Here is a 12624-nt window from a genome sequence, read left to right as displayed (position 1 = left end):
ATGGAACGGATGCTTCGCAACCTGACGACCGTACTGCTGCTGACGCTGCTGGCCCTCGCGCTGCCTGCCGCAGCCCAGCGCGCCAGCTCGGCCGCGGAACTGGACGCGGCCGACAACGGCCTGCTGGTCCTCAGCTACCACGACGTGCGCGATGATGTGCTGGAAAAATCCGACGGCGATGCCTACGCGGTCAGCACGCAGAACTTCGCCGCACACCTGGACTGGCTGTCCGCCCATGGCTATCACCCGGTGTCGCTGTCACAGCTGATCAAGGCCTCGCGCGGTGAAGCAACGCTGCCGCCGCGGCCGGTGCTGCTGACCTTCGACGATGGCCTGCGCAGCGTATACAGCCGCGTCTATCCGCTGCTGCGCGCGTACAACTATCCGGCCCTGGTGGCGGTGATCACCGACTACGTGGACATGGCACCGGGCCGCACCATCGACTACGGCTACCGTCCCTTCGGCCATGACGACTTCCTGACCTGGGACCAGCTGCGCGAAATGCAGGCCAGCGGTCTGATCGAACTGGCCAGCCATACCGACAACCTGCACCACGGCGTGCAGTCCAACCCGCAGGGCAACCAGACCCCGGCGGTGATCACCCGCATCTACGACCCCAAGGCGCAGCGCTATGAAAGCGCGCAGGAGTACGAGAAGCGCCTGCGCGACGATCTCGGCCGCAGCGTGCAGCGCATCGAGAAGGAACTGGGTGTACGCCCGAAAGCGATCGTCTGGCCGTATGCCGCCTACAACCAGTTGAGCAACGACATCGCCGAGCAGCTGGGCATGCCGGTGTCCTTCGACCTGGAAGGACGCAGCACGCCGGTGACCGCCGACCTGCATGGCCTGGCACGCCTGCTGGTGACCAGCAATCCGAACATCACCTCGCTGGCCTTCGAGCTGCGTCGCAACGTCAATCTGGACGGCACCCGTGCACTGCAGATCGATATGGACTCGGTCTACGACAGCGACCCTGCACAGCAGGCGCGCAACCTGGATGCGCTGATCGAGCGGGTGAAGCGGATCGGCCCGACCCACGTCTACCTGCAGGCCTTCGCCGATCCGGACGGCAACAACACCGCCGATGCCCTGTACTTCCCGAACCGCCACCTGCCGATGCGCGCGGACCTGTTCAACCGCGTCGCCTGGCAGCTGAAAACCCGTGCCGGGGTGAAGGTGTATGCGTGGTTGCCGGTGCTGGGCTATGAACTGCCCGACGCTGCGCAGCGTGCGGCGCTGGGCATCCAGAGCCCGGAACGCGATGGCATGTACCGCCTGGATTTCACCAAGCCGCAGGCACGGCAGATCATCAAGGACATCTACGAAGACCTGGCGATCAATTCGTATTTCGAAGGCCTGCTGTTCCACGATGACGGCTACGTGCGCGATACCGAACTTGCCCAGCTGCCGCAGGAAGGCAGCGACGGCGGCCGCACGCAGGCGCTGATCGATTTCACCCTGGAACTGCGTGACAGCGCACAACGCTGGCGCCCCAAGCTGGGCACCGTGCGCAACCTGTACGCGCAGCCGGTGCTGGAGCCGCAGAGCGCGGCGTGGTTCGCCCAGCGCCTGGACCTGTTCAACAAGGCCTACGACCGCACCGCGCTGATGGCGATGCCATGGATGGAAGGCAGCCGCCGCCCGCAGCGCTGGCTGGACAAGCTGGTGGTGGCCGTGCGTGCGCACGACCCCGAGCTGAAGCACACGATGTTCGAGCTGCAGACCGTGGACTGGCGCACGCAGCGGCCGATCAGCGGCGAACAGCTGCGCGCGCAGATCCGCCGCCTGCAGGCACAGGGCGTGCGCCATTTCGCGTGGTACCCGGACGATTTCATCGCCGACAAGCCGTCGACCCAGGATGCACGCGCGGCGATGTCCGCGCGCAACTTCCCGTATCCGGAGAAGTGACGTGGACATGAATCCGTGGCTCAACGCCATGTTCCAGTTCGCCTTCTTCTACCCCATGGTGATGGCGTTCTTCTGGATGTCCGGGGGCCTGTACTATTTCTTCCGCCGTGAGCGGAAGTCGCGGCCGCGCAACGACCCACCACCGATGGCGGAGTATCCGTTCGCCAGCCTGCTGATCCCGTGCCACAACGAATCGGCGAACCTGGACGACACCCTCGGCGCGGCATTGGCCCAGCGCTATCCGGACTTTGAGGTGATCGCCATCAACGATGGCAGCACCGACGACACCGGCACCCGCCTGGACGCGCTTGCAGCGCTTCATCCGCGCCTGCGCGTGGTCCATCTGGACCGCAACCTGGGCAAGGCCAACGCGTTGCGCATGGGCGCGCTGGCCGCTAGATCGGAGTACCTGGTGTGCATCGATGGTGATGCCATGCTGGAAGAGTTCGCCATGCACTGGATGGTCTGGCACCTGACCAGTGGCCCACGCGTGGGTGCGGTAACCGGCAACCCGCGCATCCGCAACCGCTCCACCCTGCTCGGCCGCCTGCAGGTGGCGGAGTTCTCCTCGATCATCGGCATGATCAAGCGCGCCCAACGCGTGTACGGCCGCATCTTCACCGTGTCCGGGGTCATTGCCGCGTTCCGTCGCACCGCCCTGCATCGCATCGGCTACTGGGCCGATGACATGGTCACCGAGGACATCGACATCAGCTGGCGGCTGCAGCTGGATCACTGGGACATCCGCTACGAGCCCAACGCGCTGTGCTTCATCCTGATGCCGGAAACCCTGAAAGGTCTGTGGCGGCAGCGTCTGCGCTGGGCACAGGGCGGCGTGGAGGTGCTGCTGCGCCACGGCACTTCGTTGTTCAGCTGGCGCAAGCGGCGGATGTGGGGCGTGCTGCTGGAGTACATCCTCAGCGTGCTGTGGGCCTACACCATGCTGGTGATCATCCTGCTGTGGGCAGTGGGCAAGTTCATCCCGATGCCGCCATCGCTGTACATCGACACGTTGCTGCCGCAATGGCATGGCGTGATCCTGGCCCTGGTCTGCCTGCTGCAGTTCGCCAGCAGCCTGATCATCGACAGGCGTTACGAAACGCATATCGGCCGCAACTATTTCTGGGTCATCTGGTACCCGATGGCGTACTGGTTGATCAGCCTGTTCACCACGCTGGTGGCGCTGCCGAAGACCCTTCTCCGGCGGCGTGGCAAGCGTGCCACCTGGGTCAGCCCAGACAGAGGTATCCGATGAACGCACATCGCCAGACGACTGCCAGGACGCCGTCCAACCGCTTCGACTCGCGCCTGATCCAGAAGCCGCTCAAGCAGCCCCGCCTGCAGCGCACTGCCTGGGGCTTTGTGACCCTGGCATTCTGGGGGTTCTACTTCTACCTGTGGGCACCGCTGGTCACGCTGGTGTCCTGGTTGCTCGGTGGGCAGCTGGCGTGGCTGCAGCTGTACGAGCGCAAGCAGCATCTGGACCCGTTCGTGATCATCGCCCTGCCGGTGATCCTGACGTGCTGTGCGCTGCTGCTGATCGCCTGGGCCGAGTACAACCGCTACCGCTTTGCCGGCAAGGAACGGCGCGGCCCGCACGAGGACGCAAGTCGTGCGGAGATCGCCCATTCGCTGGGTGCCAGCGATCAGCTTGCCGAACAGATGTTCGGTGCCAAGGCCATCACCCTGCACATGGATGAGCATGCACGGCCGCTGGGCATGACCGCACAGCTGTTGAGGTAACGGGGGTTCGGCCGGGCGGCGCCCGGCACCCGCAGAGGCCGAAGCAACAGCAACAGCCGAAGCAACAGCTGGCATTCCGTGGGATGGCGGGGCGGTGTCGGATTGCGGGGACGCCGCAAGTACGTCCTTGTAGCAACTGTGTTGCTGGAGGAGCGCCAGCCCTTCCGGTAAACGGGCACGGTAGTGCCGGCCGCTGGCCGGCAGCCTCAGGAGCAACGCCCTCTGGTGCGCTCAGGCGGGGATCGGTCCGCTCTGAGCGTCACGCATACGGGCGTTGGCATGGATGCGGCGACCGAGCTTACATGGACGTACTTGCAGCGTCCCCCGCAACCGGACCCACCCCGGCATCCCCCAGGAAGCCAGCTTTGGCTGTTGCTCCGGCAGCTGCTCCGGCAATTGCCTCTGCGGGTGCCGGGCGAAGCCCGGCCGAATCTCCCCGCTTTTACCGCATAATCAGCACATGACCGACGACCGCATCATCGCCGCCGGCGCCACCCGCGAGGATGACGCCGCCGACGCCAGCATCCGACCCAAGCGACTTGCCGACTATCTCGGCCAGGTGCCGGTGCGCGAGCAGATGGAGATCTACATCCAGGCCGCCAAGGGGCGTGGCGACGCGCTGGACCACGTCCTGATCTTCGGTCCTCCCGGCCTGGGCAAGACCACCCTCAGCCACGTCATCGCCAACGAACTGGGCGTGGCCCTGCGCGTGACCTCCGGCCCGGTGATCGAGAAGGCCGGCGATCTGGCCGCGCTGCTGACCAACCTGCAGCCGCACGATGTGCTGTTCATCGACGAGATCCATCGCCTGTCGCCGGTGGTGGAAGAAGTGCTGTACCCGGCGATGGAAGATTTCCAGATCGACATCATGATCGGCGAGGGCCCTGCGGCGCGCTCGATCAAGATCGACCTGCCGCCGTTCACCCTGATCGGCGCCACCACCCGCGCCGGCCTGCTGACCGCACCGCTGCGCGACCGCTTCGGCATCGTCCAGCGCCTGGAGTTCTACAGCGTCGAAGAACTGACCCGCATCGTGCGCCGCTCGGCCGCGATCCTGGCCATCGACTGCACCGCCGACGGGGCAGGGGAGATCGCGCGCCGCGCGCGCGGCACCCCGCGTATCGCCAACCGCCTGCTGCGCCGCGTGCGCGATTACGCCCAGGTCAAGGCCGGTGGTCATATCGACCAGACCGTGGCCCAGGCCGCAATGCAGATGCTCAAGGTCGACCCGGAAGGCTTCGACGAGCTTGACCGCCGGCTGCTGAAGACCATGGTCGATTACTTCGACGGTGGCCCGGTGGGCATCGAGTCGCTCGCCGCGGCGCTGTCCGAAGAGCGTGGCACGCTGGAAGACGTGGTCGAGCCGTACCTGATCCAGCAGGGCTTCCTGGTGCGCACCGCCCGCGGCCGCATGGCCACCCACAAGGCCTACCGGCACATGGGCCTGAAGCCGAAGAACCCGCCGCAGGACCTGTTTGCCGAGGTCCCCGATGTCGGTTGAACCGCGATTCAGTTGGCCGACACGCATTTACTGGGAAGATACCGACGCTGGCGGCGTGGTCTACCACGCCCGCTACGTGGCCTTCATGGAACGGGCCCGGACCGAATGGATGCGCGCGCTGGGCTACGGCCAGGAGCGCATGCGGTCCGAGCACGGCATGGTCTTTGCGGTGCGCTCCATGCAGATGGATTTCATCAAGCCGGCACGGCTGGATGACCAGCTGCAGGTGAGCGCCACCCTGGTCCAGCTGAAGAAGGCCAGCATGGTCTTCGACCAGCAGGTCCTGCGCGACGGCCAGCTGCTGCTGTCCGCACAGGTCCGCATCGCCGCACTGGACGCGGCCAGTTTCCGCCCGCGTGGCATGGACGATGCCGTCCTTGTCGCGCTGCAACCCCACCTCCACCCCGAATCCGAACAGAACTCTTGAGGAACAACGGATGATCGCAACGCTCCTGGCCCTGCAGGCCACGGTCACCGAGGCTTTGCCGGCTGACGTCAGCAATGCCGCGACCCAGACCCTTGCCCAGGCCACCACCGGCGGCGGCATCAACTACCTCGAACTGATGGCCAAGGCCAGCCTGCCGGTGAAGATCATCGTGCTGGCGCTGCTGGTCGGCTCGTTCGTCAGCTGGGTCATCATTTTCCGCAAGGCCCGCATCTTCAAGCAGGCCACCCGCGAAGCCGACGAGTTCGAGAACCGCTTCTGGTCCGGTGCCGACCTGGGCAAGCTGTACAGCTCGGCCACCGACCGCAGCCGCAATGTCGGCGGCCTGGAAGCCATCTTCGAAGCCGGTTTCCGCGAGTACACCCGCCTGCGCGACAAGCGCCGGCTGGATGGCCGCGCCCAGCTGGAAGGTGCCCAGCGCGCCATGCGCACCACCTACACCCGCGAAGTCGACCAGCTCGAGCGCAACCTGGAGCTGCTGGCCAACATCGGCTCGACCGCCCCGTACGTAGGCCTGGTCGGTACCGTGTTCGGCATCATGGTGACCATGCACGACATGATCAGCAGCGGCGCCCAGGCCGGCATCGCCGCCGTCGCCCCGGGCATCTCCGAAGCGCTGTTCGCCACTGCCATCGGCCTGTTCGTGGCGATCCCGGCGGTGTGGGCCTACAACCGCTTCACCACCCGCGTGGAGCGCATGTCGGTGCGTTTCGAGACCTTCGCCGACGAGTTCAGCTCGATCCTGCAGCGCCAGAGCGCTGGCGACGAGTAAGCGCCAGACCCGGGAGTCCAAGCCATGTCCGCTGCCATCGGTCGCCGCAAGCGCCGCAAGCTGAAATCGGAAATCAACGTCGTTCCCTATATCGACGTCATGCTGGTGCTGTTGATCATCTTCATGGTCACCGCGCCACTGCTCACCCTGAGCTTCGATGTCGACCTGCCCAATTCCAACGCCAAGGCGCTGGAAAGCAAGCAGGACCCGGTGATCGTCTCGGTGCGCCAGGACGGCCAGCTCAGCCTGAAGCTGCCCGACGCCAAGGAACCCACGGCCGTCACCGCCGAGGAACTGCAGGGCCACCTGTCCGGCATCGCCGCGCAGGACAAGGGAGTGCGCGTGATCGTCGCCGCCGACCGTGCCGTGGCCTATGAAAAGGTCATCGCGGCGATGGATGTGATCAAGCGCGCCAACGTGGACAAGGTAGGCCTGGCCACCGATGCACGCTGACGCCCTGCCGCCACCGCACAAGCAGGAACCCGGCTGGGGCCAGCCGCTGGTGCTGGCCGTGCTGGTGCACCTGCTGGTCGCGTTGATCTTCATCGGCGCCTGGCTGTGGTCACCGCAGCGCAATACCGATGCCGCCGCAGGTGATCCCTCGGTCGAGGCCAGCCTGGCGCTGTCCGCGTCCGAAGCCGCCGCCGCCCGCCAGGCCCTGCGCCAGTCGGAAAAGCTGGAAGACCTGCCGCCGCCGGTGGCCGAACCGATCCCGGTGCCGGAAGACACCATCCCGCCGCCGCAGCCGATTGAAGAGCCGCGCCCGCAGGACGCACCGACGCCGCAGCAGCAACAGGCGCAGGAGCGCGTGGCGCAGCCCGATACCAAGGACCAGGACGCGGTCAGCGCGTTGGCGATCTCGCAGGAAAAGGCCAAGCAGGAGCAGGAAGCCAAGCGCCGCCAGGAGCAGATCGACCTGACCGAGCGCAAGCGCCAGGAAGAGGCCGAGCAGAAGCTGCGCCTGGCCAAGCAGCAGGAGGCGGACGCCAAGAAGAAGCAGGCCGAGCAGGAGCGCCTGGCCGCTGACAAGGCCGAGGCCGAGAAGCAGAAGAAGATCGCCGACATCCGTGCCCGCCGCGAGCAGGCCGAAAAGGAAGCCAAGCTGGCCGAGCAGAAGCTGCGCCAGGTTGCCGCTGCGCGCAATGCTGCAGGCACGGCCGCTGCCGGTGCCAGTGGTGCCGCACAGCCGGCGGCCGGTGGTGGTGGCAGCAGTGATGATCTGTCTGCCAAGTACGCGGCGGCCATCCAGGCCAAGGTGCTGGCGCAGTGGGTGCGTCCGGACAGCGTGCCGCTGGGCCAACGCTGCCAGATCACCATCAACCAGTTGCCGGGCGGTACCGTCCGCAGCGCCACGGTCAGCGCCGGCTGCCCGTTCGATGAAGCCGGCAAGCGCTCGATCGAGGCCGCCGTGCTCAACGCCCAGCCGCTGCCGTACCGCGGTTTCGAGCAGGTATTCGCACGCACGATCAACTTCACGTTCACCGCCCAGGATCGCTGAGGCGCGGGGCAGGGCAGCCCTCTGGGGCTGTCACGTCGTCCAGTGACGCCTTCAGCTCTGGATCGTACGGGCCGTCCACGCCATGCTTGGGACGCGTCATCCGCACGAAAGGTGGCCGCGACGTTAACGGCATGTGAGAGACCCGGCTGGCACTGACCAGGAATTCACGTACCCTTGGTTCATGATTGCGAAGCGGTTCACTGCCGTTTTGTTATCCCTCGTTCCGGTTCCCCCTATTTGAGCGCTCCATGAAGAAGATGCCTCGCTGGCTTGCCGTGTTTGCGGCCCTGTTGCTGCCCTTTGCTGCCGTCGCGCAGCAGAAGGGGCTGGATATCGACATCATCGGCGGCAATGCCTCCGCCCTCCCGATCACCATCGTGCCGATGCCCTACCAAGGTGCAGCCGGTGCTCCGCAGACCGACGTCGCCGGCGTGGTCCGTGCCGACCTCGAACGTTCGGGCCAGTTCCGCACGCTGCCCGAAGCGCAGATCGTGGAAAAGCCGACCCGCGGCGGCGAGATCCAGTTCCCGACCTGGCGCGCGCTGAAGCAGAACTACATCGTCGTCGGCCGGGTCATGGACGCCGGTGCCGGCGCCTACCGCGTCGAGTACGAGCTGTTCGACGTGCCCAAGGGCGAGCGCCTGCTGGGCCTGGCAATGACCGCACGTGGCAATGCCATGCGCGACGTTGCCCACCAGATGGCCGACGCCATCTACGAGAAGATCACCGGCGTCCGTGGTGCCTTCTGGACCCGCATCGCCTACGTGACCGCCAGCGGCAAGGGCGACGCCATGCGCTACGCGCTGATGGTGGCCGATTCGGATGGCTTCAACCCGCAGACCATCGTGCGTTCGGCCGAGCCGCTGCTGTCGCCGTCGTGGAGCCCGGATGGCAACAAGCTGGCCTACGTCAGCTTCGAGCGTGGCAACTCGGCCATCTACATCCAGAACATCTCCACCGGCGCCCGTGAGCTGGTCACCAGCTTCCGCGGTATCAACAGCGCCCCGGCCTTCTCGCCGGACGGCCGCAAGCTGGCCCTGACCCTGTCGCGTTCGGGCAACCCGGAAATCTACGTGATGGATCTGGGCAGCAAGCAGCTGACCCAGCTGACCAACCACTTCGCCATCGATACCGAGCCGACCTGGGCACCGGATGGCAGCGCGGTGTACTTCACCTCCGACCGCGGCGGCCGTCCGCAGGTCTACAAGGTCGGTGCCGGTGGCGGCAGCGCCGAGCGCGTGACCTTCCAGGGCAACTACAATGCCAAGCCCTCGGTGTCCTACGACGGCAAGAAGATCGCCGTTGCCCAGGGTTCGGGCAACAGCTACAAGATCGCGGTGATGGACAGCTCGTTGGGTTCGCCCCGCTGGAGCACGCTGTCGCCGGGTTCGCTGGACGAATCGCCGAGCTTCGCGCCCAACGCGAGCATGGTGCTGTATGCCGCCCGCGAGGGTGGTCGTGGTGTGCTGTACGCCGTCTCGGCCGATGCGCGCGTGCGCCAGCGCCTGGTTCTGGCAGACGGTGATGTGCGCGAGCCGGCATGGTCCCCATACCGTACCCAGCGCTAAAAGAGTGTTAATATTTTCTCTGTATTGAACCCCTCATCGGCTTAGGAGCCACAAAGGTATCGCCATGAACAAGTCCACCCGCGTTCTGCTTGTTTCCCTGCTGTCTGTGGCCGTCCTGGCCGGTTGCTCGAAGAAGGTGAAGGAAGAGCCGGCAGCCCCGGTTGACACCGGCACCTCGACCACCACCCCGACCGGTCCGTCGACCTCGGGCCTGTACGGCCCGGGCGACCTGGACACCGACGCTTGCCTGCGCCAGCGCGTTGTCTACTTCGACCTGGACAAGGAAGACGTGAAGCCGGAATTCCAGGCCATCATGGCTTGCCACGCCAAGTACCTGCGTGACCGTCCGTCCTCGCGCATCACCCTGCAGGGCCACACCGACGAGCGCGGTTCGCGTGCGTACAACCAGGCCCTGGGCGAGCGTCGTGGCAACGGCGTCAACTCGGCACTGCAGGCCAACGGTGGCTCGGCTTCGCAGCTGACCGTCGTGTCCTACGGTGAAGAGCGTCCGGTCTGCACCGAGTCGAACGAGTCCTGCTGGTCGCAGAACCGTCGCGTCGAAATCGTCTACACCGCGCAGTAATCCATGCGCCTTGGCATCAAACTGATGCTGGTCGTTGCGGCAGCCCTCGTGGCTGCCGCACCGGCGCATGCACAACGACAGAGCCTGGCCGACCGCGTCGGTTCGCTCGAGCAGCAGATGTACAACAACAGTGCCAACCAGGACCTGTTGAACCAGATCAATCAGCTGCGGCAGCAGGTCACCAGCCTGCAGGCCTCGATCGAGCAACTCCAGCACGACAACGCCCAGCTCAAGCAGACCGCCCAGGACCAGTACCTGGATCTGGACAGCCGCCTGAACCGGTTGGAAGGGGGCTCTGCCGCCCCGGCCCTGCCTGCGGTTCCGGCGAGCGCACCGAAGGCTCCTGCAGCCCCGGCAAAACCCGCAGCGGCGGCCACTTCCGAGCGGCCGCCTTCCGTCCATGGTGACCCGGGCAGCCTGGCCGTCACCGGTGACGAACGTACGTCCTACAACGTGGCCTTCGACGCATTGAAGGCGGGCAAGTACGATGATTCGGCGCAGCTGTTCCTGAGCTTCCTGGAGCTGTACCCGAACGGCGTCTACGCCCCCAATGCGCTGTACTGGCTGGGTGAAAGCTATTACGCCACCCGCAATTTCCCGATGGCCGAGTCCCAGTTCCGCGAACTGCTCTCGCGCTATCCCACCCACGACAAGGCCGCTGGCGGCCTGCTCAAGGTCGGCCTCTCGCAGTACGGCGAGGGCAAAGTCGACCAGGCCCAGCAGACGCTGGAGACCGTCGTGGCGCAATACCCGGGCTCGGATGCCGCGCGTACCGCGCAGGACCGCCTGCAGTCGATCCGCCTCGGCAATCAGATCCGCTGATCCGCTGAGCGGGCGTACAATGTGTTCCCCGTAGCGCCGAGCCCTTGCTCGGCTGCTTTCGTTTCCGGGTCGGCAAACCCGTCCGGATCCGGTAGCGCCGGGCCATGCCCGGCGGCTTGCATTACCGGCCGGGCCATGCCCGACCGGCTGCTGTTGTAGAGCCGGGCCATGCCCGGCTGCGTTCGTTACCGGCCACGGTAGCCCACCCGCCACGTGTCCCACCAAGAAGTCCCCGCCATGACCGCCGTTCCCCCGTCCGCCGCCGTTGCCACGCCCAGCGAGATCGTGCAGTCGCCCCTGCCGCGCCTGAAGATCACCGAGATCTTCACCTCGCTGCAGGGCGAAGCCGATACCGCCGGTTGGCCGACCGTGTTCGTGCGCCTGACCGGTTGTCCGCTGCGCTGCCAGTACTGCGACACCGCCTACGCCTTCCACGGCGGCACCTGGTGGGACATCGACGATATCGTGGCCCACGTGCAGGCGCAGGGCGTGCGCCACGTTTGCGTGACCGGCGGCGAGCCGCTGGCGCAGAAGCGCTGCCTGATGCTGCTGCAGAAGCTGTGCGATGCCGGCCTGGACGTATCGTTGGAAACCTCCGGTGCGCTGGACGTCAGCGCTGTTGATCCGCGCGTGTCGCGCGTGGTCGACATCAAGACCCCGGGCTCGGCCGAGGTCGCGCGCAACCGCTGGGAGAACCTGCCGCTGCTGACCACGCGTGACCAGGTCAAGTTCGTGATCTGCAACCGCGAAGACTACAACTGGGCCAAGGCCATGGTCGCCGAACACCAGCTGGTGCAGCGCACGATGGTGTTCTTCTCACCCAGCAAGGGCGAAATCACTGCCCGCCAGCTGGCCGACTGGATCGTCGAAGACCGGCTGCCGGTGCGCTTCCAGATGCAGTTGCATAAAATCCTGTGGAACGACGAGCCGGGCCGATGAGCCGGCGCAGCGTTTCCTGATGTAGCTCCGGCGCGGGACAGCGTGCTGGCTTTCTCCCCCCAACCGGATGATTTACCCATGAAGAAGGCAGTCGTGCTTCTCTCCGGCGGCATGGATTCAGCCGCCGTCATCGCCATGGCCCAGGAACAGGGCTTCGCCGTGCATGCCCTGAGCGTGCGTTACGGCCAGCGCCACACCTCCGAGCTGGATGCTGCCGCGCGCGTGGCCAAGGCCCAAGGCGTGATCGTGCACAAGACCGTGGACGTGGACCTGCGCAGCATCGGCGGCTCGGCGCTGACCGACGACATCGACGTGCCCGAGGCGGGCGGCGAGGGCATCCCGGTCACCTACGTGCCGGCGCGCAACACCATCATGCTGTCGCTGGCGCTGGGCTGGGCCGAAGTGCTTGGCGCCAACGACATCTTCTGCGGCGTCAACGCCGTGGACTACTCCGGCTACCCGGATTGCCGCCCAGAATTCATCGCCGCCTTCCAGGCGCTGGCCAACCTGGCGACCAAGTCGGGCGTGGAAGGCGCGGGCATCACCGTGCATGCGCCGCTGCAGTTCCTCAGCAAGGGCCAGATCGTCAGCGAAGGCGTGCGCCTGGGCGTGGACTTCGGCCTGACCGTGTCCTGCTACAACGCCGATGCCAGCGGCGCGGCCTGCGGGCAGTGCGATGCCTGCCGCCTGCGCGCGCAGGGCTTCGCCGATGCCGGCGTGCCCGACCCGACGCTGTACGCCTGACCGACTCTGGTAGTGCCGGCCGCTGGCCGGTGGCCGGTGGGTGCGAACCGTTGGTTCGCACTCACTATCCCGGCGCTACCGCTGCCGGGCTACCCCGGTGG

Annotated in this window: 13 protein-coding genes; all 13 read left to right on the top strand. The window is 66.3% G+C overall.

The window, feature by feature from the left end; translation table 11 throughout:
• The 13 genes from pgaB (at position 1) to queC (ending at position 12523) form a co-directional block, all read left to right on the top strand.
• Positions 1 to 1908, top strand: a complete 1908-nt coding sequence (pgaB, locus tag TEP_RS06350; protein WP_132824662.1) for a poly-beta-1,6-N-acetyl-D-glucosamine N-deacetylase PgaB — start codon at positions 1 to 3, stop codon at positions 1906 to 1908.
• A 1-nt stretch (position 1909) separates the two neighbouring features.
• Positions 1910 to 3163 carry a poly-beta-1,6-N-acetyl-D-glucosamine synthase gene (gene pgaC / locus TEP_RS06345; RefSeq protein WP_117310856.1) on the top strand — a complete coding sequence of 418 codons (1254 nt, stop codon included), beginning with the start codon at positions 1910 to 1912 and terminating at the stop codon, positions 3161 to 3163.
• Complete coding sequence (pgaD, locus tag TEP_RS06340; RefSeq protein ID WP_132824661.1) at positions 3160 to 3651, top strand: poly-beta-1,6-N-acetyl-D-glucosamine biosynthesis protein PgaD; 492 nt, start codon at positions 3160 to 3162, stop codon at positions 3649 to 3651. Before pgaC ends, pgaD begins: the two co-directional genes overlap by 4 nt.
• Before the next feature lie 460 nt (positions 3652 to 4111).
• Entirely contained in the window at positions 4112 to 5152 is a 1041-nt protein-coding gene (gene ruvB / locus TEP_RS06330) for a Holliday junction branch migration DNA helicase RuvB (RefSeq protein WP_025874674.1), read from the top strand.
• Positions 5142 to 5579, top strand: a complete 438-nt coding sequence (gene ybgC / locus TEP_RS06325) for a tol-pal system-associated acyl-CoA thioesterase (RefSeq protein ID WP_132824660.1) — start codon at positions 5142 to 5144, stop codon at positions 5577 to 5579. The genes ruvB and ybgC overlap by 11 nt, the downstream gene beginning before the upstream one ends.
• 10 nt (positions 5580 to 5589) lie before the next feature.
• Positions 5590 to 6369 carry a protein TolQ gene (gene tolQ / locus TEP_RS06320; protein WP_025874672.1) on the top strand — a complete coding sequence of 260 codons (780 nt, stop codon included), beginning with the start codon at positions 5590 to 5592 and terminating at the stop codon, positions 6367 to 6369.
• A gap of 24 nt (positions 6370 to 6393) precedes the next feature.
• A complete protein-coding gene (tolR, locus tag TEP_RS06315; protein WP_025874671.1) occupies positions 6394 to 6822 on the top strand; it encodes a protein TolR in 429 nt (142 codons plus the stop codon).
• The gene (gene tolA, locus TEP_RS06310) at positions 6812 to 7867 is read left to right on the top strand and encodes a cell envelope integrity protein TolA (RefSeq protein ID WP_088100991.1); all 1056 of its coding nucleotides are present in this window, start codon (positions 6812 to 6814) and stop codon (positions 7865 to 7867) included. The genes tolR and tolA overlap by 11 nt, the downstream gene beginning before the upstream one ends.
• A gap of 248 nt (positions 7868 to 8115) precedes the next feature.
• Positions 8116 to 9435 (top strand): Tol-Pal system beta propeller repeat protein TolB, encoded by a 1320-nt coding sequence (tolB, locus tag TEP_RS06305; RefSeq protein WP_132824659.1) that lies wholly within the window; start codon positions 8116 to 8118, stop codon positions 9433 to 9435.
• Between the two features lie 64 nt (positions 9436 to 9499).
• Positions 9500 to 10018: a peptidoglycan-associated lipoprotein Pal gene (gene pal, locus TEP_RS06300; protein WP_005410748.1), complete on the top strand. Its 519-nt coding sequence runs from the start codon at positions 9500 to 9502 to the stop codon at positions 10016 to 10018.
• 3 nt (positions 10019 to 10021) lie between these two features.
• Entirely contained in the window at positions 10022 to 10840 is an 819-nt protein-coding gene (ybgF, locus tag TEP_RS06295; protein WP_025874667.1) for a tol-pal system protein YbgF, read from the top strand.
• A 237-nt stretch (positions 10841 to 11077) separates the two neighbouring features.
• The gene (gene queE, locus TEP_RS06290) at positions 11078 to 11779 is read left to right on the top strand and encodes a 7-carboxy-7-deazaguanine synthase QueE (RefSeq protein WP_132824658.1); all 702 of its coding nucleotides are present in this window, start codon (positions 11078 to 11080) and stop codon (positions 11777 to 11779) included.
• A gap of 78 nt (positions 11780 to 11857) precedes the next feature.
• Entirely contained in the window at positions 11858 to 12523 is a 666-nt protein-coding gene (gene queC / locus TEP_RS06285; RefSeq protein ID WP_132824657.1) for a 7-cyano-7-deazaguanine synthase QueC, read from the top strand.
• The last annotated feature ends 101 nt before the right edge of the window (positions 12524 to 12624 follow it).

The sequence above is a fragment of the Stenotrophomonas sp. TEPEL genome, from assembly GCF_004348785.1.
GTDB lineage: Bacteria > Pseudomonadota > Gammaproteobacteria > Xanthomonadales > Xanthomonadaceae > Stenotrophomonas > Stenotrophomonas indicatrix.
Note: the sequence above shows the minus strand (reverse complement) of the source record. Positions and strands in the feature narration are given on the sequence as shown.